The 23,547-nt window shown below is 61.5% G+C and carries 20 protein-coding genes; 11 read left to right on the top strand and 9 right to left on the bottom strand.

Annotated elements, in window-relative coordinates:
- Nucleotides 1–82: 82 nt before the first annotated feature.
- On the bottom strand, nucleotides 83–1,828 hold the full coding sequence (gene dld / locus ACLH1U_RS20995; RefSeq protein WP_048297897.1) for a D-lactate dehydrogenase: 1,746 nt from the start codon (nucleotides 1,826–1,828) through the stop codon (nucleotides 83–85).
- 194 nt (nucleotides 1,829–2,022) lie between these two features.
- On the opposite strand from dld, the gene bglX reads away from it, so the two are divergent.
- The 5 genes from bglX to ACLH1U_RS20970 all read left to right on the top strand — a co-directional run bounded on the left by bglX (nucleotide 2,023) and on the right by ACLH1U_RS20970 (nucleotide 8,200).
- Complete coding sequence (bglX, locus tag ACLH1U_RS20990; RefSeq protein WP_032453511.1) at nucleotides 2,023–4,320, top strand: beta-glucosidase BglX; 2,298 nt, start codon at nucleotides 2,023–2,025, stop codon at nucleotides 4,318–4,320.
- Nucleotides 4,321–4,456: 136 nt separating this feature from the next.
- Entirely contained in the window at nucleotides 4,457–5,374 is a 918-nt protein-coding gene (locus ACLH1U_RS20985; RefSeq protein WP_110212350.1) for an ABC transporter substrate-binding protein, read from the top strand.
- Nucleotides 5,375–5,381: 7 nt separating this feature from the next.
- The gene (locus ACLH1U_RS20980; RefSeq protein ID WP_275257073.1) at nucleotides 5,382–6,539 is read left to right on the top strand and encodes an ABC transporter permease; all 1,158 of its coding nucleotides are present in this window, start codon (nucleotides 5,382–5,384) and stop codon (nucleotides 6,537–6,539) included.
- Entirely contained in the window at nucleotides 6,532–7,479 is a 948-nt protein-coding gene (locus ACLH1U_RS20975; RefSeq protein ID WP_060590017.1) for an ABC transporter ATP-binding protein, read from the top strand. Before ACLH1U_RS20980 ends, ACLH1U_RS20975 begins: the two co-directional genes overlap by 8 nt.
- The gene (locus ACLH1U_RS20970) at nucleotides 7,463–8,200 is read left to right on the top strand and encodes an ABC transporter permease (protein WP_023290422.1); all 738 of its coding nucleotides are present in this window, start codon (nucleotides 7,463–7,465) and stop codon (nucleotides 8,198–8,200) included. Before ACLH1U_RS20975 ends, ACLH1U_RS20970 begins: the two co-directional genes overlap by 17 nt.
- Here ACLH1U_RS20970 and ACLH1U_RS20965 read toward each other — a convergent pair.
- Entirely contained in the window at nucleotides 8,175–8,288 is a 114-nt protein-coding gene (locus ACLH1U_RS20965) for a protein YohO (protein WP_002912762.1), read from the bottom strand. The genes ACLH1U_RS20970 and ACLH1U_RS20965 overlap by 26 nt on opposite strands.
- A gap of 229 nt (nucleotides 8,289–8,517) precedes the next feature.
- Between ACLH1U_RS20965 and ACLH1U_RS20960 the strand changes: the two genes are divergently transcribed.
- From ACLH1U_RS20960 to ACLH1U_RS20950, 3 genes are read left to right on the top strand one after another with little or no spacing between them, the layout of a single operon-like run.
- The gene (locus ACLH1U_RS20960; RefSeq protein WP_004189065.1) at nucleotides 8,518–10,206 is read left to right on the top strand and encodes a sensor histidine kinase; all 1,689 of its coding nucleotides are present in this window, start codon (nucleotides 8,518–8,520) and stop codon (nucleotides 10,204–10,206) included.
- The gene (gene btsR, locus ACLH1U_RS20955; RefSeq protein WP_023290421.1) at nucleotides 10,200–10,919 is read left to right on the top strand and encodes a two-component system response regulator BtsR; all 720 of its coding nucleotides are present in this window, start codon (nucleotides 10,200–10,202) and stop codon (nucleotides 10,917–10,919) included. The genes ACLH1U_RS20960 and btsR overlap by 7 nt, the downstream gene beginning before the upstream one ends.
- A 47-nt stretch (nucleotides 10,920–10,966) precedes the next feature.
- A complete protein-coding gene (locus ACLH1U_RS20950) occupies nucleotides 10,967–11,437 on the top strand; it encodes a DUF1456 family protein (RefSeq protein WP_023290420.1) in 471 nt (156 codons plus the stop codon).
- 109 nt (nucleotides 11,438–11,546) lie between these two features.
- Here ACLH1U_RS20950 and metG read toward each other — a convergent pair whose 3' ends face one another.
- Nucleotides 11,547–13,580, bottom strand: a complete 2,034-nt coding sequence (metG, locus tag ACLH1U_RS20945) for a methionine--tRNA ligase (RefSeq protein ID WP_411299446.1) — start codon at nucleotides 13,578–13,580, stop codon at nucleotides 11,547–11,549.
- A 153-nt stretch (nucleotides 13,581–13,733) separates the two neighbouring features.
- On the opposite strand from metG, the gene apbC reads away from it, so the two are divergent.
- Nucleotides 13,734–14,843 carry an iron-sulfur cluster carrier protein ApbC gene (apbC, locus tag ACLH1U_RS20940; protein ID WP_101989106.1) on the top strand — a complete coding sequence of 370 codons (1,110 nt, stop codon included), beginning with the start codon at nucleotides 13,734–13,736 and terminating at the stop codon, nucleotides 14,841–14,843.
- Here the strand turns inward: apbC and ACLH1U_RS20935 are convergent.
- Together ACLH1U_RS20935 and ACLH1U_RS20930 are read right to left on the bottom strand one after the other, a co-directional pair.
- A complete protein-coding gene (locus ACLH1U_RS20935; RefSeq protein ID WP_411299442.1) occupies nucleotides 14,840–15,301 on the bottom strand; it encodes a GNAT family N-acetyltransferase in 462 nt (153 codons plus the stop codon). The genes apbC and ACLH1U_RS20935 overlap by 4 nt on opposite strands.
- A complete protein-coding gene (locus tag ACLH1U_RS20930; RefSeq protein WP_004201590.1) occupies nucleotides 15,276–15,593 on the bottom strand; it encodes an RcnB family protein in 318 nt (105 codons plus the stop codon). Before ACLH1U_RS20930 ends, ACLH1U_RS20935 begins: the two co-directional genes overlap by 26 nt.
- 183 nt (nucleotides 15,594–15,776) lie before the next feature.
- On the opposite strand from ACLH1U_RS20930, the gene ACLH1U_RS20925 reads away from it, so the two are divergent.
- Nucleotides 15,777–16,676, top strand: a complete 900-nt coding sequence (locus ACLH1U_RS20925; protein ID WP_023290416.1) for a LysR family transcriptional regulator — start codon at nucleotides 15,777–15,779, stop codon at nucleotides 16,674–16,676.
- On the opposite strand, the gene ACLH1U_RS20920 is transcribed toward ACLH1U_RS20925, so the two are convergent.
- Nucleotides 16,666–18,009: an NCS2 family permease gene (locus ACLH1U_RS20920; protein ID WP_023290415.1), complete on the bottom strand. Its 1,344-nt coding sequence runs from the start codon at nucleotides 18,007–18,009 to the stop codon at nucleotides 16,666–16,668. The two genes, ACLH1U_RS20925 and ACLH1U_RS20920, sit on opposite strands and share 11 nt — an antisense overlap.
- Nucleotides 18,010–18,011: 2 nt before the next feature.
- The gene (locus tag ACLH1U_RS20915; protein ID WP_117132549.1) at nucleotides 18,012–19,823 is read right to left on the bottom strand and encodes an adenine deaminase; all 1,812 of its coding nucleotides are present in this window, start codon (nucleotides 19,821–19,823) and stop codon (nucleotides 18,012–18,014) included.
- A gap of 120 nt (nucleotides 19,824–19,943) precedes the next feature.
- Between ACLH1U_RS20915 and ACLH1U_RS20910 the strand changes: the two genes are divergently transcribed.
- Nucleotides 19,944–20,858, top strand: a complete 915-nt coding sequence (locus tag ACLH1U_RS20910) for a LysR family transcriptional regulator (RefSeq protein ID WP_032453494.1) — start codon at nucleotides 19,944–19,946, stop codon at nucleotides 20,856–20,858.
- On the opposite strand, the gene ACLH1U_RS20905 is transcribed toward ACLH1U_RS20910, so the two are convergent.
- Together ACLH1U_RS20905 and ACLH1U_RS20900 are read right to left on the bottom strand one after the other, a co-directional pair.
- Complete coding sequence (locus tag ACLH1U_RS20905; protein WP_023290412.1) at nucleotides 20,855–21,277, bottom strand: universal stress protein; 423 nt, start codon at nucleotides 21,275–21,277, stop codon at nucleotides 20,855–20,857. The genes ACLH1U_RS20910 and ACLH1U_RS20905 overlap by 4 nt on opposite strands.
- A 141-nt stretch (nucleotides 21,278–21,418) precedes the next feature.
- Entirely contained in the window at nucleotides 21,419–23,395 is a 1,977-nt protein-coding gene (locus ACLH1U_RS20900; RefSeq protein WP_411299445.1) for an alkyl/aryl-sulfatase, read from the bottom strand.
- Nucleotides 23,396–23,547 lie beyond the last annotated feature (152 nt).

The following is a 23,547-nucleotide window of genomic DNA, read 5'->3' as shown; positions in this document are numbered from 1 at the left end:
GGCGCTCCTGAATCTGCCGGAGAGACATTCTCCGGCGTGCAGCGTAATACAGAAGCGCCAGGCTGAATAGTCCTGCCGCCGATTATTGCGGATCCGTCGGGGAGGCCGGCGTCGGGGCCGCTTCACCCCAGTATTTCTGCTTGCTGGTTTTGCCGATCCCCGGGTTCATGCTGTTGGTCGGATCGTTCTGGCGATAGAACTGCTGCAGGCTCTCCGGCGCTTCATACAGATGACCCACGTTATGCTCCGCCGGGTACTGGGCGCCGCGGGCTTTCAGCAACGCCAACATCTGCTCCTTCAGCGCATGGGCGTCGACCCCTTTCTTGACGATGTAATCCTGATGGAACACATGGCACATAAAGTGGCCATAGTAGAGCTTATGCACCAGCTGGCTGTCGATCTCCGGCGGCAGATGTTCGAACCACTCGGTATCGTTACGGCGCAGGGCGATATCCAGCGCCAGAATATCTTCCACCTCGTCAGCATGCACCGCCTGATAGCGGATCGCCGCGCCCGCGGCGGCAAAGCGATGGAGGAACGCTTTGCTGCCTTCCTCCGGCGTGCAGGCGAAGAACTCCCCCTCGGCCTGTTGGAAGTACGCCGTCAGCCAGCGCTGCGCTTCTTCGATGCCGTCGCCGGCCATCTTCAGCAGCAGATGGTGTTCATATTTGTCGCGCCAGGTTTTCATCCGCTCCGGTAAATGCGCCGGGAAGACGTGGCCGAGCTTCTGCATAAAGCGGTCGGTAAAGTGCGGCTTAAACAGCGACACTTTCTCCAGCATCGCGTCGGTGCGCCCCTTCATGGTGAAGAAGAACGGCATTTTGTCGGTGCCGAGCTTGTCGATCATCAGGAAGGTGTCTTTGCCATACTTCTCGGCGATATCGTAAATATCGCGGTGCATATATTCCCCGGCCACCGGCAGATGCTGGAACTCGGCGAGGATATGGCGGCGGATCTCGGTCAATACCTGCGGCTGATTGGTGCCAATGTAAAACACCTGCTGGCGCTTCTCCGCCGGGAAGGTATCGAGACGCGCGGCGAAAACCGCCAGTTTACCGGCGCAGCCGGAGGATTCGAACAGGCGGTCCGGGTCGGCGTTGTAGCGCGCCGGGGTGTCGGCATCGACATCGCGCACGCGGGTAACATAGTCGTGATCGTGGGCGTGACGGCCATCGTGCAGCACATCGCTATCGCTGATCCGCTCGTCGTCGAGTCGGCTGAGGATCTGCTCCGGCGTACTGCCGAGATCGATGCCCAGATGGTTGACCAGCTTTAGCTTACCGTCGGCGTCAATCTGCGCGAACAGCGACATCTCGGTATAGGCTGGCCCGCGCTGCACCAGGGAACCGCCGGAATTGTTGCAGATCCCGCCGATCACCGACGCGCCGATGCACGATGAGCCGATCACCGAGTGCGGCTCGCGCCCCAGCGGTTTCAGCGCTTTTTCCAGTGAATAGAGAGTGGTGCCGGGCCAGGCCAGCACCTGCTCGCCTTTGTCCAGCAGATGCAGCTTATCCAGGCGCAGGGTGCTGATAATCACGATCTCGCGATCGTAATCATTGCCGTTGGGGGTGGAGCCTTCGGTCAGGCCGGTGTTGGCCGCCTGCATCAAAATGATTTTATCGGCGTCGACGCAGGCGTTGAGCACGCGCCAGAGTTCCAGCAGGGTGCCGGGAAAGACAACCGCCAGCGCTTCGCCCTGGCCGGAGCGGAAGCCTTTGCGGTAGCGCTGGGTTTTTGCCGGGTCGGTCAGCAGATGCGAAGGGCCAACCAGGCGCGCCAGGTCAGCCAGAAACGTTTTATGGGTGTTAGTGGGTGCAGATGACATGTTCCACTCCTTGTGGTGGTGCGCGAAATATCGAGGATAAGCATAGCGCTTTGTATGACAATTTGATGCATGAATGTTTCGCAAAAATCAGAGAAGAACCTTAGCATTCTGCGGGCGCGTTGTTTATATATATGGCAAACTGCGGTTTTTATTATGTTTTACCAAGTCCCCGTCTGAGAAAAAGCGAGATAACAATGAAATGGCTCTGCACTGTAGGCGTCGCCGTGAGTCTGGCGCTGCAACCCGCGCTGGCGGATGAACTGTTTGGTAACCACCCCCTGACCCCGCAGGCGCGGGATGCCTTTGTTACCGACCTGCTGAAAAAAATGACCGTGGACGAGAAAATCGGCCAGCTGCGTCTGATAAGCGTCGGCCCGGATAACCCGAAAGAAGCGATCCGCGAGATGATCAAAGCGGGCCAGGTGGGAGCGATTTTTAACACCGTCACCCGTCCGGATATCCGCGTCATGCAGGATCAGGTGATGCAGCTTAGTCGCCTGAAGATCCCGCTGTTCTTTGCCTACGATGTGCTGCACGGCCAGCGCACTGTCTTCCCGATAAGCCTCGGTCTGGCCTCGTCGTTTAACCTCGACGCGGTGAAAACCGTGGGCCGCGTGTCAGCTTATGAAGCCGCCGATGACGGGCTGAACATGACCTGGGCGCCGATGGTCGACGTCTCCCGCGACCCGCGCTGGGGACGCGCTTCCGAAGGCTTCGGGGAAGACACGTATCTGACCACGATGATGGGCCAGGCGATGGTGGAGTCGATGCAGGGCAAGAGCCCGGCTGACCGCTATTCGGTGATGACCAGCGTCAAGCACTTCGCCGCCTACGGCGCGGTGGAGGGCGGGAAAGAGTACAACACGGTCGACATGAGCCCGCAGCGTCTGTTCAACGACTATATGCCGCCGTATAAAGCCGGTCTCGATGCCGGCAGCGGCGCGGTGATGGTGGCCCTGAATTCGCTGAACGGCACCCCGGCGACCGCCGATTCCTGGCTGCTGAAAGATGTCCTGCGCGACCAGTGGGGCTTTAAAGGCATCACGGTTTCCGACCACGGCGCCATCAAAGAGCTGATCAAGCACGGCGTGGCCTCCGACCCGGAAGACGCGGTGCGCGTGGCGCTGAAGTCCGGCATCAACATGAGCATGAGCGACGAGTATTACAGCAAATACCTGCCGGGGCTGGTGAAATCCGGCAAGGTGACCATGGCTGAACTGGATGACGCCACCCGTCACGTGCTCAACGTCAAATATGACATGGGGCTGTTCAACGATCCGTACAGCCACCTGGGACCAAAAGATTCTGACCCGCAGGACACCAACGCGGAAAGCCGTCTGCATCGTAAAGAGGCGCGCGAAGTGGCCCGCGAGAGCCTGGTGCTGCTGAAAAACCGTCTCGATACGCTGCCGCTGAAAAAATCCGGCACTATCGCGGTGGTGGGCGCGCTGGCGGACAGCAAACGCGACATGATGGGCAGCTGGTCGGCGGCGGGCGTGGCCGATCAGTCGGTGACCGTCCTGACCGGCATCAAAGAAGCGCTGGGCGATAACGGCAAAGTGATTTACGCCAAAGGGGCGAACGTTACCGACGACAAAGGCATTGTCGATTTCCTCAATCTGTATGAGAAAGCAGTGCAGGTTGACCCGCGCTCGCCGCAGGAAATGATCGACGAAGCCGTCGCGGCGGCGAAGCAAGCCGACGTGGTGGTCGCCGTAGTGGGCGAGGCGCAGGGGATGGCCCATGAGGCCTCCAGCCGGACCGACATCACCCTGCCGCAGAGCCAGCGCAATCTGATTGCCGCCCTCAAAGCCACCGGCAAACCGCTGGTGCTGGTGCTGATGAACGGCCGTCCGCTGGCGCTGGTGAAAGAGGATCAGCAAGCCGATGCGCTGCTGGAGACCTGGTTTGCCGGCACCGAAGGCGGGCATGCCATCGCCGACGTGCTGTTTGGCGACTATAACCCGTCGGGCAAGCTGCCGATGTCCTTCCCGCGCTCGGTGGGGCAGATCCCAACCTACTACAGCCATCTGAATACCGGTCGGCCGTATAATCCGGAGAAGCCGAACAAGTACACCTCGCGTTACTTCGATGAGGCCAACGGCCCGCTGTACCCGTTTGGCTACGGTCTGAGCTACACCACCTTTAGCGTCTCCGATGTCACCATGTCGTCGGCCACCCTGCCGCGCGACGGCAGCGTGACCGCCAGCGTGCAGGTGACCAACACCGGCAAACGCGAAGGGGCGACGGTCATTCAGCTGTATCTGCAGGACGTCACCGCCTCCATGAGCCGGCCGGTGAAAATGCTGCGCGGCTTTAAAAAGGTCACCCTCAAGCCGGGTGAAACGCAAACCGTCAGCTTCCCGATCGACGTCGACGCGCTGAAGTTCTGGAACCAGCAGATGAAATACGTCGCTGAGCCGGGCAAATTCAATGTCTTTATCGGCGTGGACTCCGCCCGCGTGCAGCAGAGCGAGTTTGAGCTGTTGTAAGGCAGAGCCCTTAAGCCCAACGTCACACGTTAAAGGCCGATTAATCGGCCTTTTCTTTTTCGTATCGCTGGCAAATGGACTACGCTTTTCTCTTAAGCTTCTGTAAGCGAAGCGCAAAAGAACTGAGGGAAGCGGGATGAAGATGGCGACGAAATGGTCCGGCGCGCTGGCGCTGGCCGCCCTGATAAGTGTGCCGCTGCAGGCGGCGGAGCCGGTGAAGATCGGCTCGAAAATTGATACCGAAGGGGCGCTGCTGGGCAATATGATCCAGCAGGTGCTGGAAAACCACGGCGTCAAAACGATTAATAAAATCCAGCTCGGCACCACGCCGGTGGTGCGCGGGGCGATTGTCGCCGGCGAGCTGGATATCTATCCGGAGTATACCGGCAATGGCGCTTTCTTCTTTAAAGATGAAAACGACCCGGCATGGAAGAATGCCCGGCAGGGCTATGAGAAGGTGAAACGCCTGGATCAGGAGAAACATCAGCTGGTATGGCTCACCCCGGCGCCGGCTAACAACACCTGGACCATCGCCGTGCGCCAGGAGCTGGCGGAGAAAAATCATCTGACCTCGCTGGCTGACCTCAGCCGCTATCTGCAGCAGGGCGGCGAATTTAAGCTGGCGGCTTCGGCGGAGTTTATTGAACGCCCGGACGCGCTGCCGGCGTTTGAAAAAGCGTATGACTTCAAACTCAACCAGAACCAGCTGCTGTCGCTGGCCGGGGGCGATACGGCGGTGACCATTAAAGCGGCGGCGCAGCAGACCTCCGGCGTCAACGCGGCGATGGCCTACGGCACCGACGGCCCGGTGGCGGCTCTGGGGTTACAGACGCTGAGCGACCCGCAGGGCGTGCAGCCGATTTACGCCCCGACGCCGGTGGTGCGCGAGGCGGTGCTTAAAGCCTACCCGCAGATCGCCGACTGGCTGAAGCCGGTCTTCGCCAGCCTCGATGAAAAGACCCTGCAGCAGCTCAACGCCCGCATCGCGGTGGAAGGCCAGGATGCGAAGCGCGTGGCGGCAGATTATCTGCAGCAGAAAGGCCTGCTGAAGTAAGCTACCGGTGACCATTCGCTGTACTCACCGCGTCGGCCTGCTGCTGACAGGCCTGCTGCTGGTTACGCTGGCGCTGCCGTTTATCGCTTACGCGCCGAATCGCTTACTCTCCGGGGAAGGGCGCGGGCTGTGGCAGGTGATGCCCTGGCTCGCCGGCGTTCAGCTGGCGGCAGCCCTCGCCGGGATCCTGCTCTGCTGGCTGCCGGGCAGGGTTGCGCCGCTTCTCCATCTGCTGCTGGCCGAACTGCTCTTCCCGCTGCTTATCTGGGGCAGCGGCCAGGCGGCGATTGAGCTCTCCCGGCACGGCTCGCCGCTGGCGCGCACCTCGCCCGGCAGCGGTCTGTGGCTGTCGCTGGCGCTCTGCCTGCTGCTGGCCAGCGAGGCCATTCGTCATCTTACCGCCCGGCCGCTGTGGCGCTGGCTGCTCAATGCGCAAGTCTGGCTTCTGCCCATCATCCTGCTCGCCGCCGGGGCGCTCGATCAGCTCTCGCTGCTGAAGGAGTATGCCAACCGCCAGGAGGTGTTTGACGACGCCCTGCGCCAGCATCTGCTTCTGCTGTTTGGCACCCTGCTGCCGGGCCTGATCATTGGCCTGCCGCTGGGGGTATGGCTCTGGCGGCGTCCGCGCTGGCAGGCGCCGGCCTTCACCGTGCTCAATGTGATCCAGACTATCCCGTCGGTGGCGCTGTTCGGCCTGCTGATTGCCCCGCTTGCCGGTCTGGCGCGCTATTTCCCGGCGCTGGGCGAGCTGGGCGTCTCCGGGACCGGCGTGGCGCCGGCCCTGATCGCCCTGACGTTGTATGCGCTGCTGCCGCTGGTGCGCGGGGTGGTGACCGGCCTGCAGCAGGTGCCGCGGGATGCGCTGGAGAGCGCGACGGCGATGGGCATGAGCGCCGGACAGCGCTTTCGTCTGGTGCAGCTCCCGCTGGCGATGCCGGTGCTGTTGCGCAGCATGCGGGTGGTCAGCGTGCAAACCGTCGGCATGGCGGTGGTGGCGGCGCTGATCGGCGCCGGCGGCTTTGGCGCGCTGGTGTTCCAGGGGCTGCTGAGCAGCGCGCTGGATCTGGTGTTGCTCGGGGTCGTGCCGACCATTGCCCTGGCGGTGGTCGTGGATGCCCTGTTCGCCCTGTGGGGCGCCTGGCTGAAAGGAGAGGCCAATGATTGAATTTGAAGGGGTCAGCAAAGCGTTTGCCGGTCACCCGGCGGTGAAGGATCTGACCCTGCAGCTGCGCGAAGGCGCTTTCTCGGTGCTGGTGGGAACCTCCGGCTCGGGCAAGTCGACGACGCTGAAAATGATCAACCGCCTGCTGGAGCCGGACCGGGGCATGATTCGCTTTGCCGGCGAAGACATCCGCCAGCAGCCGCTCCTGACCCTGCGGCGGCGGATGGGCTATGCCATCCAGTCCATCGGCCTGTTTCCCCACTGGACGGTGGCGCAGAATATCGCCACCGTGCCGCAGTTGCAAAAATGGCCGCGGGGGAGGATCGCCGACCGGGTCGACGAGCTGATGGCGCTGCTGGGGCTGGAGGCAACGCTGCGCGACCGCTATCCTCATCAGCTCTCCGGCGGCCAGCAGCAGCGGGTCGGGGTGGCGCGGGCGCTGGCGGCAGACCCGGAGGTACTGCTGATGGATGAGCCCTTCGGCGCCCTCGACCCGGTGACCCGTGAGGCGCTGCAGCAGGAGATGCTGCGCATCCATCGCCTGCTGGGGCGGACGATTGTCCTGGTGACCCATGATATTGACGAAGCGCTGCGTCTCGCGGACCACCTGGTGCTGATGGACGGCGGCGAGGTGGTCCAGCAGGGGGCGCCGCTGGAGATGCTCCTGCGGCCAGAGAATCGCTTTGTGCAAACCTTTTTTGGCCGCAGCGAGCTGGGCGTGCGCCTGCTGTCGCTGCGCGAGGTGCGGGACTATCTGCGTCCCGACGAGCGGCTGGCGGGCGAGGGGCTGACAGTCACCATGACCCTGCGGGAAGCGCTGTCGCAGTTTGTCGCCCGGCGCTGCGAGGCGCTGCCGGTGGTGGATGCCGAGGGGCAACCCTGCGGCACGCTGCATTTTGCCGATCTGCTGCGCCAGGAGGCGAGTCATGAAGGCGCTTCGTGAGCCGCTGTGGTGGCTTAGCGCGCTGTTTATCGGCCTGCTGGCGGGGCTGCCCTACAGCGCGCCGCTGTTTAGCCGGCTGTTTCCGGAACTGCCGCGGCCGGTCTACCAGCAGGAGAGCTTCTGGGCGCTCACTGTCGATCACGGCTGGCTGGTGGCGGCGTCCAGCCTCGCGGCGACCGCTGTCGGGTTGGGGGCAGGGGTGGCGGTCACCCGGCCCGCGGGCAGCGCGTTTCGTCCGCTGGTGGAGACCATCGCCGCTATCGGGCAGACCTTTCCGCCGGTGGCGGTGCTGGCGATGGCGGTGCCGGTGCTGGGCTTTGGCTGGCTGCCGGCGCTGATCGCCCTCGCGCTGTATGGCATACTGCCGGTGCTGCAAGGGACTCTGGCCGGTCTGGGGTCGATACCGTCGGGCGTGTCAGATGTGGCAGAAGGGATGGGCATGACCGGCTGGCAGCGTCTGTGCAAGGTGGAGCTGCCGCTGGCGGCCCCGGTGATCCTGGCGGGGATCCGCACCTCGGTCATCGTCAATATTGGTACCGCGACGATAGCCTCGACGGTGGGGGCCAATACGCTTGGGACGCCGATCATCATCGGCCTGAGCGGGTTTAATACCGCCTATATCGTGCAGGGGGCGCTGCTGGTGGCGCTGGCGGCGATTATTGTCGACCGCGCATTTGAGCGCCTGGCCCGCTGGCTCAGCCGACACCGCCACGTACAATAAAGGAATAGCCGGCCAGCATCACGCCGCTGATCCCGCCGATGGCCATAAGTAAGAAGAGAGTGACGACCGCGATTTTCGCTGGCTTCATAATAGACTCCTGATGTTAACAGGGGGATTATACGGTGAAGCACAGGTGTTAATGAAACATTAATTGCGGTTTAGCGCGCCGCGCCGGGCTTTTTGCCGCTTTCGCTGCGTCACGCGCCGCAAAAAAGTGTGATCCTGCCCGTCATTTTTCATTTTTATGCAGGGCTTCAAAGAAAGTCTCCGCCAGGCAGTGTAAGGTACGCGCTTTCAGGAATGTGTGGTTTGCGGGTATGTACGAGTTTGATCTGGTGTTGCTGCTGCTTCAGCAGATGTGCGTATTTTTGGTCATCGCGTGGTTGATGAGCAAAACCCGACTGTTTATCCCCCTGATGCAAGTCACCGTTCGCCTGCCGCACAAGCTGCTGTGCTACGTCACCTTCTCCATTTTCTGCATTATGGGGACCTATTTTGGTCTGCATATCGAAGACTCTATCGCCAACACCCGCGCCATCGGCGCCGTGATGGGCGGCCTGCTCGGCGGCCCGGTGGTCGGCGGGCTGGTGGGGCTGACCGGCGGCCTGCACCGCTACTCGCTGGGGGGGATGACCGCCTTAAGCTGCATGGTCTCCACTATCGTCGAGGGGCTGCTGGGCGGTCTGGTGCACAGCGTGCTGGTCAAGCGCGGCCGGCCGGACAAAGTCTTTAGCCCGCTGACCGCCGGGGCGATCACCTTCGTGGCCGAGCTGGTGCAGATGATGATTATTCTGCTGATCGCCCGCCCGTTCCAGGACGCCCTGCATCTGGTGCAGAGCATTGCCGCGCCGATGATGGTGACCAATACCGTCGGCGCGGCGCTGTTTATGCGCATTCTGCTGGACAAGCGGGCGATGTTCGAGAAGTACACCTCCGCCTTTTCCGCCACGGCGCTGAAGGTGGCGGCGTCCACCGAGGGGATCCTGCGTCAGGGGTTCAACGAAGAGAACAGCATGAAGGTGGCCCAGGTGCTTATCCAGGAGCTGGATATCGGCGCGGTGGCGATCACCGACCGCGACAAGCTGCTGGCGTTTACCGGCATCGGCGACGACCACCACCTGCCGGGCAAACCTATCTCCTCCTCGTATACGCAACGGGCGATTGAGACCGGGGAGGTGGTGTATGCCGACGGCAACGAGGTGCCCTACCGCTGCTCGATTCATCCGCACTGTAAGCTGGGGTCGACGCTGGTGATCCCCTTGCGCGGCGAGAACCAGCGGGTGATCGGCACCATCAAACTGTATGAGGCGAAAAACCGCCTGTTCAGTTCGATCAACCGCACCCTCGGGGAGGGGATTGCCCAGCTGCTGTCGGCGCAGATCCTCGCCGGGCAGTACGAGCGGCAGAAGGCGCTGCTGACGCAATCCGAAATCAAGCTTCTGCATGCCCAGGTCAACCCGCACTTCCTGTTTAACGCGCTTAACACCCTGAAGGCGGTGATCCGTCGCGACAGCGAGCAGGCCGGCCAGCTGGTGCAGTATCTGTCGACCTTCTTTCGCAAGAACCTGAAGCGGCCGACAGAAATCGTCACCCTCGCCGATGAGATCGAGCATGTTAACGCCTACCTGCAGATTGAGAAGGCCCGCTTTCAGGCTAACCTGCAGATCCAGATGGCGGTGCCGGAAGGGCTGGCGCATCACCAGCTGCCGGCCTTTACCCTACAGCCGATCGTGGAGAACGCTATAAAGCATGGCACATCGCAACATCTTGGCGTCGGCGAAATTACCATTCGCGCCAGCCAGGACGATCGCTGGCTGCAGCTGGATATCGAAGATAACGCTGGGCTGTACCGGGCCAACCCTCAGGCCAGCGGGCTGGGGATGAATCTGGTGGACAGGCGGCTTCGGGCGCGTTTTGGCGCCGACTGCGGCATCAGCGTCACCTGCGAACCGGAGCGCTTTACCCGTGTCACCCTACGTTTGCCCCTGGAGGAGAATGCATGCTGAGAGTATTGATCGTCGATGATGAGCCGCTGGCGCGGGAAAACCTGCGTATTTTGCTGGAGACTCAGCGCGATATCGAGATCGTCGGCGAATGCGGCAACGCGGTGGAGGCGATTGGCGCGGTCCATAAGCTGCGTCCCGACGTGTTGTTTCTCGACATCCAGATGCCGCGCATCAGCGGCCTGGAGATGGTCGGGATGCTCGACCCGGAGCACCGCCCCTATATCGTGTTTCTCACCGCCTTTGATGAATACGCGGTGAAAGCCTTTGAGGAGCACGCCTTTGACTATCTGCTCAAGCCGATTGAAGCTGCCCGGCTGGAGAAAACCCTCGCCCGCCTGCGCCAGGAGCGTAATCTGCAGGATGTGTCGCTGCTGGATGACGCCCGGCAGACGCTGAAATACATCCCCTGTACCGGCCACAGCCGTATCTGGCTGCTGCAGATGGAGGATGTGGCCTTTGTCAGCAGCCGGATGAGCGGGATCTACGTGACCGACCGCGAGGGCAAGGAGGGGTTTACCGAGCTGACCCTGCGCACCCTTGAGAGCCGCACGCCGCTGCTGCGCTGTCATCGCCAGTATCTGGTGAATATGGCGCACCTGAAGGAGATTCGCCTGGAGGAGAATGGTCAGGCGGAGCTGCTGATGCGCGCCGGGCAAACGGTGCCGGTGAGCCGGCGCTATTTAAAAAGCCTGAAAGAGGCGATTGGCCTGTAAAGCTGCTACACTGCGCCCCATTGCATCATCGACAGTAAAAGGCACTCATGCTCAGTAATGATATTCTTCGTAGCCTGCGCTACACCCTGAAAGTCAATAATAACGATATGGTGCGCATTCTTGCGCTATCCGATATGGAATCCACCTCCGCCAGCTTTGACACCTGGACGACGAAAGAGGATGAAGAGGGCTTTGTCCGCTGCCCGGACATTATCCTGTCGGGTTTCCTCAACGGCCTTATCTATGACAAGCGCGGTAAAGACGATTCGGCGCCGGAGCTGGCGCTGGAGCGCCGGGTGAATAACAATACGGTGCTGAAAAAGCTGCGGATCGCCTTCTCGCTGAAAACGGATGATATTGTGGCGATCATGAGCGAGCAGAAATACCGCGTCTCGGTGCCGGAAGTGACCGCCATGATGCGGTCGCCTGACCACAAAAACTACCGCGAGTGCGGCGACCAGTTTCTGCGCAATTTCCTGCGCGGCCTGACCCAGCGGGTGCATAACCCGAAGGCGTGATGGTTAGCCGGGGGCGGCTTCGCCTTACCCGGCCTACAAAACCCGTCGGCCCGTGCAAGGGTAGCGCCGCCGGGCAAAAAAAAGCCGGAGATATTCTCCGGCTTTTTTATTATTTCACCTGCTGACCCGGCTTCGCGCCATCGTCAGGGCTTAACAGGAAGATATCCTTCCCGCCAGGGCCGGCGGCCATCACCATCCCTTCCGAGATGCCGAAGCGCATTTTGCGCGGCGCCAGGTTGGCGACCATCACCGTCAGGCGGCCAATCAGCAGCTGCGGATCCGGATAAGCGGAGCGGATGCCGGAGAAGACGTTACGCTTCTCGCCGCCAAGATCCAGCGTCAGGCGCAGCAGCTTGTCGGAGCCCTCGACGAATTCCGCGTTTTCAATCAGCGCCACGCGCAGGTCGACTTTGGCGAAATCGTCAAAGGTGATGGTTTCCTGAATCGGATCGTCCGCCAGCGGGCCGCTGACCGGCGCCGCGGTGGCTTTCACCTCTTCTTTAGAGGCTTCCACCAGGGCTTCCACCTGCTTCATCTCGATGCGGTTGTACAGCGCCTTAAACGGATTGACCTTATGCGCCAGCAGCGGCTGCTGGATGGCGTCCCAGCTCAGCTCGCTGTTGAGGAACGCTTCCGCGCGCGCGGCCAGCTGCGGCAGGACCGGCTTCAGCCAGGTCATCAGCACGCGGAACATATTCAGGCCCATGGTGCAGATGGCCTGCAGGTCGGCGTCGCGGCCTTCCTGTTTCGCCACCACCCACGGCGCCTGCTCATCGACATAGCGGTTGGCCACGTCGGCGAGGGCCATGATTTCGCGGATGGCCTTACCGAACTCGCGGCTGTCCCACGCTTCGCCGATGCTTTCCGCCGCGTCGGTGAAGGTTTTGTACAGCGCCGGGTCGGCCAGCTCAGCGGCCAGCACGCCGTCAAAACGCTTGCTGATAAAGCCGGCGTTGCGCGAAGCGAGGTTAACCACCTTGTTGACGATGTCGGCGTTAACGCGCTGGATAAAGTCTTCCAGGTTGAGGTCGATATCATCGATGCGCGAAGAGAGCTTGGCGGTGTAGTAGTAGCGCAGGCTGTCGGCATCAAAGTGCTTCAGCCAGGTGCTGGCCTTAATGAAGGTGCCGCGCGACTTAGACATCTTCGCGCCGTTGACCGTCACGTAGCCATGCACGAACAGGTTGGTCGGTTTACGGAACTGGCTGCCTTCCAGCATCGCCGGCCAGAACAGGCTGTGGAAGTAGACGATGTCCTTGCCGATAAAGTGATACAGCTCGGCCGTGGAGTCTTTCTTCCAGTATTCGTCGAAGCTGGTGGTGTCGCCGCGCTTGTCGCACAGGTTCTTGAAAGAGCCCATGTAGCCGATCGGCGCGTCCAGCCAGACGTAGAAATATTTGCCCGGCGCGTTCGGAATTTCGAAGCCGAAGTACGGCGCATCGCGGGAGATGTCCCACTGCTGCAGGCCGGATTCGAACCACTCCTGCATTTTGTTCGCCACCTGCTCCTGCAGCGCGCCGCTGCGGGTCCACGCCTGCAGCATTTCGCTGAACGACGGCAGGTCGAAGAAGAAGTGTTCGGAGTCACGCATCACCGGCGTGGCGCCGGAGACCACCGATTTCGGGTCGATCAGTTCGGTGGGGCTGTAGGTCGCGCCGCACACTTCGCAGTTATCGCCGTACTGGTCCGGAGATTTACACTTCGGACAGGTGCCTTTCACAAAACGGTCCGGCAGGAACATGCCTTTTTCCGGATCGTAGAGCTGAGAGATGGTGCGGTTTTTGATAAAACCGTTCTCTTTCAGATGGGTGTAGATAAGCTCCGACAGCTCGCGATTCTCGTCGCTGTGCGTCGAGTGATAGTTATCGTAGCTGATGTCGAAGCCGGCAAAATCGGTCTGATGCTCCTGACTCATCTCGCCAATCATCTGCTCCGGGGTGATACCGAGCTGTTGCGCCTTGAGCATGATCGGCGTGCCGTGGGCGTCGTCGGCGCAGATGAAGTTGACCTCGTGGCCGCGCATTCGCTGGTAACGGACCCAGACATCAGCCTGGATGTGCTCCAGCATGTGGCCGAGGTGGATGGAGCCGTTGGCGTACGGCAGGGCGCACGTTACCAGAATTTTCTTCGCGACTTGAGTCATAGTGAGCATTACATCTTCTGTTGTAAAAAGGGCTTCCGATATTACCAAAAGGGCTGTGGGTGCGCCATAAATGGCTGCCCATATATGGATAATCCTTTCCTGTGATAAACTCTGTGATTACTGAAAGCATCTCAAAACAACAAAGGAGTCGGGATGAATTCGCAATCCCAGGCCAAATCCCCCGAGCGCCTCCGCGCGATGGTCGCCGGGACGCTGGCCAATTTCCAGCACCCAACCCTGAAGCATAATCTCACCACCCTCAAGGCGCTGCACCATGTCGCCTGGCTGGACGATACCGTTCATATCGAGCTACAAATGCCGTTCGTCTGGAGCAGCGCCTTCGAAGCGCTCAAAGAGCAGTGCAGCGCTGAGCTGTTGCGCATCACTGGCGCGAAGGCCATCGACTGGAAGCTGACCCACAGCATCGCGACCCTCAAGCGCGTGAAAAACCAGCCCGGCATCAACGGCGTGAAGAACATTATCGCCATCAGCTCCGGGAAAGGCGGCGTCGGTAAATCTTCTACTGCCGTAAACCTGGCGCTGGCGCTCGCCGCGGAAGGGGCGAAGGTGGGCATTCTGGATGCCGATATCTACGGCCCGTCGATTCCGACCATGCTTGGCGCGGAAGACAGCCGCCCGACCTCGCCGGACGGTACCCATATGGCGCCGATCATGAAGTTCGGTCTGGCCACCAACTCCATCGGCTACCTGGTGACCGACGACAACGCCATGGTGTGGCGCGGGCCGATGGCCAGCAAGGCGCTGATGCAGATGCTGCAGGAGACCCTGTGGCCGGATCTCGACTACCTGGTGCTGGATATGCCGCCGGGCACTGGCGACATCCAGTTGACGCTGGCGCAGAACATTCCGGTCACCGGCGCGGTGGTAGTCACCACGCCGCAGGATATCGCGCTGATCGACGCCAAAAAAGGCATCGTGATGTTCGAAAAAGTGGAAGTGCCGGTGCTGGGGATCGTGGAAAACATGAGCATGCATATCTGCAGCAACTGCGGGCACCATGAGCCGATCTTCGGCACCGGCGGCGCGCAAAAACTGGCCGAGAAATACCATACCCAGCTGCTGGGCCAGCTGCCGCTGCATATTACGCTGCGGGAAGATCTCGATAACGGCACGCCGACGGTGGTGGCGCGTCCGGAAAGCGAATTTACCGGCATCTACCGCCAGCTGGCGGGTCGGGTGGCGGCCCAGATGTACTGGCAGGGAGAAGTGATCCCGGGTGAGATTGCCTTCCGCGCCGTTTAAGGCCGCGGCGAGCGCATCAGCCAGTATCCGCCCTCGGGCGAGGCGCCCTGTGCTTCGATGGTCCAGCCGTGACGCTGGTAGAAGCGCAGGGCGTTTTTATTTTCCATCAGGCACTTCAGCGTCCCGCTGGTGGTAAAGGTCCGTTCGACCTGCGCCAGCAGCGCGCTGCCGATATGTTTGCCCTGCCAGTCCGGGTCGACGAACAGATGGTGAAGAAAGTTATCGGCGGTCCATACGGCGGCAAAGCCCACCGGCAGGCCGTCGTATTCCGCGACCCATAGCTGTTCATCCGCGGTGGCGGCATCGAAATCTTCCAGCCGCCACGTCGTGGAGGGAAGCCAGGTCCACGACATACTGCGCGCCCGCAGAAAGAGCTGGCGCAGCGCCGGAGAGTCCGCTGGTTCGCCGGGGCGGATGCGGAGTTTGAGCGGATCAGCGATGATAGAAGATCTCGCCATCGTACACCTTGAGGATTTTGCCTTCGGTGTCGGTGATCAGCACGTAGTTACCGCCCATATAGGTCCAGTGGCTGCCGGCGTCCGGCGCGGGCAGATTACGCTGCTGCCACCCTTTGATGTTGTATTCGGGGGTGAGGTACATCGCCGGAACGGTGTCGCCAATGTGGAACTGGGTGAAGTCGGCGGTGAACTCTTTCAGCGCATACTGATCGATCCCCGCGGCAGAAGCCGTCCAGCTGGCGCCGGCGGTGGCAAGGAGTACGCCCAGAAGCATCATTTTTGTTTTACGCATAGTTTCCTCAATATTACCTGGACTCAAAATAGCAGCCTCGTATCATTCCTGATGCGTTGCTGAAATGGCAAGCACTGGATTTTTAAAAAGTGTAAGCAAAACACGGCGCAAGTCATGCGCCGCTTGCGTTGCAGCGACGGTGATGCCTATTTTGGGAGCAATCTGAAGCAGGGGAGAATCGGCATGTTCAGGCTGGAAGATCTGACCTTATTTGTCCGCGCCGCGGCACTGGGCAGTTTTAGCGACGCCGCGCGCGAGGCGGGGCAGCAACCGGCGCAGGTAAGCGCGGCGATTAAGCGTCTGGAGACAATCCTCAATATTCGCCTGTTCGCCCGCTCGACCCGCAGCCTGCGCCTGACGCCGGAGGGGGAGACCTGGCTGCCGTATGCCACCCAGATGCTCGATACCCTCGAGGCTGGCCTGCAGAAGATCCAGACCCCGGACGATGAAATTCGCGGCATGCTGCAGATCGCCGTGCCGTCGGATCTCGGGCGTAACCTGCTCCTGAGCCTGTTCCGCGACTTTCGGCAACGCCACCCGGCGCTGCGCCTGCGGCTGCTCTTTTCCGACCAGCTGACCGACGTGTTTAAAGATCCGGTGGACGTCGCGTTTCGCTATGGCAATAACGATGACGCCTCGTTTATTTCGCTGCCGGTGGCGCCGGAAAATCGTCGGGTACTGGTGGCCTCTCCTGAGTGGATCGCCCGCCACGGCGAGCCGCAGACCCTTGAGGAGCTCGGCCAGCACAATGCGTTGATCTACATATTGCGCGGCCGCCCGTTCGACCGCTGGTCGCTGAGCCTCGACGGCGAAGTTCTGCAGCAGAAGGTCTCCGGCACGGTGATGAGCGACGACGCGGAGGTGATCCGCCGGCTGGCGGTGGCCGGGGAGGGCATTGCCTATAAATCGATGCTCGACGTCAGCGACGATCTGCGGGCGGGCCGCCTGCGGCGCCTGCTGCCGCGTTACCAGGGGGATGTGGTGCCGTTGAACCTGATTTGTCCGCACCGCAAACAGCTCTCTGCCGCGGTGCGTTTGTTATATGAAGAGGTGAAATCACATTGTGAAGGGCTTAATGTCTAACTAAGGTCGCGAAGTAGTAGACCAGCGGGACGGCCAGCACCCACAGGCCAATCGGGATTTCCCGCCACTTGCCGGCGATGGCCTTGATCACAATGTAAAACAGCAGCCCGCCGGCGATGCCGGTGCCGAAGCTGTTGGCGATAAGGGTGATCATCACCATCATCAGCACCGGCAGGCCGTCGGTGAAGTTGCCGAGATCCACTTTGCGCAGGCCGCTGAACATGTTCAGGCCGATCAGGATCAGCGCCGGGGCGGTGGCCTCCTTCGGGATCATCAGCGCCACCGGCGTGAACAGCAGCATCAGCAGGAACATCACCGCCGCCGACAGCGCGGTGAGGCCGGTTTTGCCGCCGGCTTCCGCCGCCGCCGAGGACTCAATCAGCGCCGTCGCCGCCGGAATACCTACCCACGGGCCGAGCGCCGCGGCAATCGAATCGACCATAAACGGGCGATTAATCTGCGGCATGTTGCCTTCTTCATCCAGCAGACCCGCCTCGCCGCCCACCGCCAGCGTCGTCCCCATGGTGGAGAAAAACTCAGAAGCGAAAAAGACAAACAGGAACGGCAGGAAGGCGATGTTTAACGCCCCCAGCAGGTCAACCTCTCCCAGCACCGGGGCCAGCGAGTGGGGGACATCGATAAAATGCGTCGGCAGTTTCGTGACGCCGAACGGGATCCCCACCAGGGTAGCGCACAGAATGGCCCACAAAATGGCGCCCGGCACCTTACGCGCCTGCAGGGCTATGGCCAGGAACAGGCCGCACAGCGCCACCAGCGCGCCGGGGGCGAGGAAGTCGCCGAGCATCAGGGCGTTGGTTTTGGCATTGGCGAGCACCAGCCCGGCGTTGCGAAAGCCGAGGACGGCGACGAACAGGCCGATGGAGGCCGTCAGCCCCAGCTTGATCGACTGCGGCACCGAGCGGGTCACCACTTCACGCAGGCCAAAGCGGGTCAGCAGGAAGAAGAGAACCCCCGACCAGCAGGCGATCCCGAGGCCCGTCTGCCAGCCAATCCCCTCGCTACCGGCCAGCGTGACCCCCACCAGCACTGAGCCGCCAATGCCCGGGCCGACGATAAACGGCAGGTTGGCGTAAAACGCCATCAGCAGCGAGCCGACGACGAAGACCAGAATGGTGCCGGTGGTGGCGGCGCCTTTGTCCATTCCGCCGATCGCCAGCAGTCCCGGGATGACCACCAGTAAATAGGCGGCGGCGAGAAAACCGGTGATCCCGGCCAGGCATTCGCTGCGCAGCGTGCCGCCGCGCGAGCGCAGCGCAAAGCGGCGCTCCAGCCAGTTATCGCGGGCGGAAGAGTGAAGTGTGTTATCGGCCATGCTCAGGCTCCCTGAGGATTATTGTTGTGAGGCGTTGGCGCCGGGGTTTCCCGGCAGGCTATCAACGGGTCGACTATCTGGCGGCTGCCGCCGTCGGTCAGACCCAAATCGGTTAAATGCGGCCCGGCGTTACAGGCAAGACAGGTGCCTTCAATGGCCTTAAAGACCCGGTACGGCGGCTCCCAGTCGGCGACTTTGCTGCTCAGATCGCGCAGCTCGCGGAACTGACGCGCCAGCTCGGCCGCCGGGAGATCCGACAGCATGCCGGCAATCGGCATCGCCACATGGGCGAGGATCTCGCCCCGTTGCGCCAGCGCCATCCCGCCGCCGGAGGCGATAAGCTGGTTGGCCGCCTGCGCCATATCCTCAGCATTGCGCCCGAGCACCACCAGATTGTGTGAATCGTGGGAATAGCTGGTGGCGATGGCGCCGCGCAGCTCGCCCCAGCCTTCAAGCAGGGCGATTTGCGGCGTCGCCTGATGGCGGCCGTGGCGGTGCTTGACCCAGATCAGGCTGAAGCCGGCGGGCAGCTGGACCTGGCCGTCGCGGATCTGCACTTCGACCTCACCCCACTGGGTGAAGCGCGCGCCGCGGATATGGCGCAGGCGGGCGACGCCGTGGCGAATGTCCTTGATGCGCAGGATAAAGTCATCGGCGGCGAGGGGGGCTATCTGCAAGGTATCGCGCGGCGGCGTCACGCCCGGCGCCGGGGCGATCGGCTTCAGCAGGCGGCCGGCATGGGCCAGCCGTTCCCCACCAACGTAGACTTCGCGGGCCGCCAGTTTCTCCAGGGAATCAAACACCACCAGGTCGGCGCGTCGCCCGGCGGCAATCAGCCCGAGATCGTGGCGCTGCAGGCGAATAGCAGCGTTGAGGGTGGCGAAACGCAGCGCATCGACCGCCGGTAATCCATGCTCGATCAGCAGGTTGAGCAGGGCGATGATCCCGCCTTTCTCCAGCAGCATATCCGGCGGCACGTCATCGGTGCAGACGGTGATCTGCGAGGAGAGGTGCGGCAGCGTTTTCAACGCCGCCACGATATCCGGCAGCAGGTAGGGGTGCGAGCCGCGGATCTCGATCGTCAGCCCGGCGCGCAGTTTTTCCAGCGCGTCGTCCGCCGAGGTCAGTTCATGATCGGAGGTGACGCCGGCGGCGAGGTAGGCCTGCAGGTCGGCGCCGCTCAGCCCGCGGGCGTGGCCTTCAATCAGTTTTCCGCTGTTGAGACCGGCCTGGACAATCTCCTGCATCCGCTCGCTGCCGTGCAGCACGCCATGCATATCCATCACTTCCGCCACGCCGCGCACTTCCGGCCAGCCGAGCATGGTCTCCATTTCCGCGCCGGCGAAATCGGCGCCGGACATTTCGAGGCCGGGGGTGGAGGGCACGCTCGACGGCGCGGCGACCATCACCTGCAGCGGCAGGTGGCGGCTGGCGTCTACCGCGTAACGCACGCCCTCGACGCCGAGCACGTTGGCCAGCTCATGCGGATCCCAGAACACCGCGGTGGTGCCTTGGGTGAGGACGATTTCGGCGTAGCGCTCGGGCGGCAGGTGGGAGCTTTCGAGGTGCACGTGGGTGTCCATCAGGCCGGGCGACAGGTAGCCGCCGGACAGGGAACGCACTTCATGGGCGTCGACGCGGCTGCCGCGCGGGTGGACGCTGGCGATCATCTCGCCGACGATACCGACATCAGCCGGGCGGATTTCGCCCGTGGCCATATCGACGATCTGCGCATCGACCAGCAGCAGATCAAACGGGGATTCGCCGCGCGCGGCCTGCACGGCGCGACGGCGGACTTGAGCATTGCTGGACATAACCACTCCGGCACAAGGATAATGCGGATACTCTAGGGGCACAGCAAACGTTTGCCCAGATGAATAAATTTATCACCCGATAAGCTCGGGTTATTGTGCAGGACCACCGTAGCGAACCCGATGATGAACGAACCCTGGCAGCGGCTGCCCGCGCTCTCTCTTAAACAGCTTCAGTATTTCGTCACCCTGGCCCAGCTGCGCCATTTTACCGATACCGCCAGTCGGCTGGCGATTAGCCAGCCAGCGCTGAGCAGCGCTCTGCGGCAGATTGAAACGGTGCTCGGCGGCAAGCTGGTCAACCGCACCGCTTCGGCGGTCACCCTGACTGAACTGGGGGCGGCGATTTTACCCCACGCCCAGCGGATCCTCAGCGTGGCGCAGGCGGCCTTTTTCGATATGCAGCAGATCGTCGAGGCGGGCGGCGACGGGACGGTGCGCATCGGCCTGGTGCCGTCGGTCAGTTCGCTGCTGTTTCCGCTGCTGCCGCAGACCCTGGCCCAGGCCTTTCCCCGTCTGCGTATTGAATTTCACGATCAGACCAACGATGCGCTCATCCAGGCGCTGCTGCGCGGCGAGATTGATTTCGGCATCGGGGCGATCGACAGCTCACTGCCCGCAGAACTGCTGGTCTATCCGCTGCGCGACGATCCCTTCGTGGCGGTGCTGCACCGCGACGATCCGCTGGCCGCGCAGGCGCATCTGCCGTGGAAACAGCTGGTGGGGCGGGACATTGCCGTCTTCTCGAAGGGCAATATTCAGCGGCTGGTGGCGGCATTAGTGGAGAGCCATCGCCTGACGCTGACCACCCGCTACCAGGTGGACTATATCGAAACCCTGTATGGCCTGGTGCGCTCGCGCTTAGCGGTGGCGATACTGCCGGAGCTGTACACCACCCATCTGCAGGACCCGGCGCTCAAGGTCGCCGAGCTGCAGCAGCCGGCGTTGACCCGCACGGTGGCCCTGATGCGCGGGCCGCAGGCGCTGCCGCCGCTTATCGAAGACTGTTTTTCCCTGCTGCAGGCCGCCTTGCGCTAGGGCAGGTGCTTGATCAGCACGTCTATGGTTAAGTGGTTGATGTACTCCAGCGAGTGTGAGGAGAGGACGCCCAGCAGCCGGTTATGGTGTCCGGCAATAATTAAATCGATCTGCCGCTGTCGAACGCAGGTTTCGACATCTTCAAAGCGGCGGGTGGTCACCAGTGAGAGGGTATCCACCGGCAGGGAGACGGTGCAGGCCAGCTCGTTGAGCAGGGCTTTGGCCTGGATCACCTCCTGCGAGACCTGATCGTCGCGCAGGCTGTCGGAAACATAGTTCAGCGCCCGGTAGTCGGTGCTGATGTGGGCGATAGTGATGCGCATGCCGTTCTCTTCCGCCATTCTGGCGGCATGCTCGAGCAGCGGGACGCCGTCCTGACTGCTGTTAATCAGTACCAGCGCATGGTGATAAAGCGCCATAAATACCTCCGCGCAAAAAAGTTGTCCTCAGCGTATTTTGAGCCGCGGGCGGGGGGATGGCAAACCCTCGGCGCGTTTGCCTGAAGATAAAGTTCCCCCGCGGCCTGACAGGCGGCGGGGGGAGCGTGGGGCGCGTGGCGCTTACGGGGTGACGATGTTGAACCAGAAGGCAAAGGTGTCCATATAGCTCAGCATTTCGTCGAGCTTAGCGCCATTGCCGCGAATGTTAACCTCGCCGTTAGCCTGAGCCTGCTTCAGCGTCTCCTGTTTCAGGATGATCTTATTCAGGGTGTCGCGGCTGAGCGAGATGCTGGCGTCTGCGTTGTCGGCTACCGCATTGGCGGTATGGTTAAGCACGCCGTTTTCCAGCTCCAGTTTGTACTTGCCGCCGTCTTTACCGAGGTCGATGTTAAAGACCGCTTTAGCCGCCCCGGCTTTTTCGCCGTTGATATGCACCCCGAGATAATCGAAGAACATTTCCGGCGTCATCGCCCGCACGGTATCCGGGCTGGCGGTGTTCGGCGTCGGCAGTTTCTGCACGCCGTTACGCAGCTCCTGAGCGCCGGTGAGGTAGAAGTTGCGCCAGGTCCCGGCTTCCGCCTGATACCCGAGCTGCTCCAGGGCGTCGGCTTCCAGATGACGCGCCTGCTGATTGTTCGGATCGGCGAAGACGATTTTGCTGGTCACCTGCGCCACCCAGCGGTAGTTCCCCTGCTGGTAGTCGGCTTTGGCTTTCTGCATGATGGCATCGGCACCGCCCATATATTCCACGAACTTCTTCGCCGCCTGCTCTGGCGGCAGCTCGTCGAGGGTGGCCGGGTTGCCGTCGAACCAGCCGAGGTAGAAGACGTAGGTCGCTTTCACATCGTGGCTGACGGAACCGTAGTAGCCGCGGCTGGACCACTGTTTCTCAAGGGACTCCGGCAGCTTGAAGTTGGCGGCGATCTCATCGCGGGTCATGCCCAAATTCGCCATCCGCAGAGTCTGGTCGTTGATATAGCGATACATATCGCGCTGACCTTTCATCAGCTTAACGATATTGTCATTGCCCCAGGTCGGCCAGTGGTGCTGCGCGATAATCACTTCCGCATCGTTGCCCCAGCGGTCGATGGCGGCGTTGATGTATTTCGACCACGCCAGCGGATCGCGGATTTTGGCGCCGCGCAGCGAGTAGGTGTTGTGCAGGGTATGGGTGACATCCTCTGCCGCCTCGATCATTTTCTTCTCTTTGACATACCACAGCATCTCAGACGGCGCTTCCGAGCCCGGCGCCATCATAAAGTCATAGGTCAGGCCGTCGATCACTTCCTGCTGACCGGTATGGGTAATGTAGTTGGTCGGCGGGATCAGCGTGACGGTACCCGCCGAGGTGGTGGTGCCGAGACCGGCGCCAACCTGACCTTTGGCGTCCGGCTTCAGCAGGTTGCCATACATATAGCTGGCGCGGCGGCTCATCGCGGTACCGGCCATGATATTTTCGGAAACCGCTTCTTTCATAAAGCCGTCCGGGGCGTAAATCTTCACTTTTCCGGCTTTGACATCGGCTTCATCCACCACCCCGCGGATACCGCCGTAGTGGTCCACATGGCTGTGGGTAAACAGAACCGCCACCACCGGTTTTTTCGGCCGGTGGGCAAAATAGAGCGCCAGAGCCTCTTTAGCCGGTTCGGCGCTTAGCAGCGGGTCGATGATGGTGATCCCGGTTTTGCCTTCAATAATGGTCATATTGGAAAGATCGAGATTACGGATCTGGTAAACGCCGTCGGTGACTTTGAACAGACCGCCGATATTAAGCAGCTGCGACTGGCGCCACAGGCTGGGATTGACGGTGTCCGGCGCTTTTTCGCCCTCTTTGACGAAATTATATTTGGCCGGATCCCAGATAATATTTCCCTGGTCACCTTTGAGCATCGCCGGCGGCAGGGGCGCGATAAATCCCTGATGGGCGTTGTTAAAGTCGGTTTTATCCGCAAACGGCAGTTTACGGTATAGCGCCTGGTTCGCCTCCCGCGTGGCCGGTGTGGCATCCTGTTGTTGCTCGGCGGCAAAGGCGGTTACCGACAAAGACGATAACATTCCGGCCAGCGCCAGATTTTTGGCTATCTGATTTAATTTCATCACTACCTCTCAGGTAATTTATTATGCGGAAATAAAAAATATCTCCCGCTTAAAAAGTGAATGGCTTGTCGTTTATTCTAAAGACTAATATTCCGCTGAATAGTCCCATATGGGACTGGCGCGGCGCCGCTAAAGGATCTCCTCGTCTTTAG

Origin of the sequence: Klebsiella sp. 1SOBk5mer (assembly GCF_046603115.1) — a bacterium.
Lineage (GTDB): Bacteria > Pseudomonadota > Gammaproteobacteria > Enterobacterales > Enterobacteriaceae > Klebsiella > Klebsiella quasipneumoniae.
The sequence above is the reverse complement of the archived record's forward strand: the minus strand, read 5'-3'. Positions and strand labels throughout refer to the sequence as shown.

Coding starts and splice junctions, on each gene's coding strand:
- ACLH1U_RS20905 (WP_023290412.1), bottom strand. CDS start 21,277: ATGGCGCTTTATCACCATGCGCTGGTACTGATTAACAGCAGTCAGGAC.
- ACLH1U_RS20970 (WP_023290422.1), top strand. CDS start 7,463: ATGAAGGCGCTTCGTGAGCCGCTGTGGTGGCTTAGCGCGCTGTTTATC.
- dld (WP_048297897.1), bottom strand. CDS start 1,828: ATGTCATCTGCACCCACTAACACCCATAAAACGTTTCTGGCTGACCTG.
- ACLH1U_RS20910 (WP_032453494.1), top strand. CDS start 19,944: ATGATGAACGAACCCTGGCAGCGGCTGCCCGCGCTCTCTCTTAAACAG.
- ACLH1U_RS20935 (WP_411299442.1), bottom strand. CDS start 15,301: ATGGCGAGATCTTCTATCATCGCTGATCCGCTCAAACTCCGCATCCGC.
- ACLH1U_RS20965 (WP_002912762.1), bottom strand. CDS start 8,288: ATGAAGCCAGCGAAAATCGCGGTCGTCACTCTCTTCTTACTTATGGCC.
- ACLH1U_RS20975 (WP_060590017.1), top strand. CDS start 6,532: ATGATTGAATTTGAAGGGGTCAGCAAAGCGTTTGCCGGTCACCCGGCG.
- apbC (WP_101989106.1), top strand. CDS start 13,734: ATGAATTCGCAATCCCAGGCCAAATCCCCCGAGCGCCTCCGCGCGATG.
- ACLH1U_RS20915 (WP_117132549.1), bottom strand. CDS start 19,823: ATGTCCAGCAATGCTCAAGTCCGCCGTCGCGCCGTGCAGGCCGCGCGC.
- ACLH1U_RS20985 (WP_110212350.1), top strand. CDS start 4,457: ATGAAGATGGCGACGAAATGGTCCGGCGCGCTGGCGCTGGCCGCCCTG.
- btsR (WP_023290421.1), top strand. CDS start 10,200: ATGCTGAGAGTATTGATCGTCGATGATGAGCCGCTGGCGCGGGAAAAC.
- bglX (WP_032453511.1), top strand. CDS start 2,023: ATGAAATGGCTCTGCACTGTAGGCGTCGCCGTGAGTCTGGCGCTGCAA.
- ACLH1U_RS20930 (WP_004201590.1), bottom strand. CDS start 15,593: ATGCGTAAAACAAAAATGATGCTTCTGGGCGTACTCCTTGCCACCGCC.
- ACLH1U_RS20900 (WP_411299445.1), bottom strand. CDS start 23,395: ATGAAATTAAATCAGATAGCCAAAAATCTGGCGCTGGCCGGAATGTTA.
- metG (WP_411299446.1), bottom strand. CDS start 13,580: ATGACTCAAGTCGCGAAGAAAATTCTGGTAACGTGCGCCCTGCCGTAC.
- ACLH1U_RS20925 (WP_023290416.1), top strand. CDS start 15,777: ATGTTCAGGCTGGAAGATCTGACCTTATTTGTCCGCGCCGCGGCACTG.
- ACLH1U_RS20960 (WP_004189065.1), top strand. CDS start 8,518: ATGTACGAGTTTGATCTGGTGTTGCTGCTGCTTCAGCAGATGTGCGTA.
- ACLH1U_RS20920 (WP_023290415.1), bottom strand. CDS start 18,009: ATGGCCGATAACACACTTCACTCTTCCGCCCGCGATAACTGGCTGGAG.
- ACLH1U_RS20950 (WP_023290420.1), top strand. CDS start 10,967: ATGCTCAGTAATGATATTCTTCGTAGCCTGCGCTACACCCTGAAAGTC.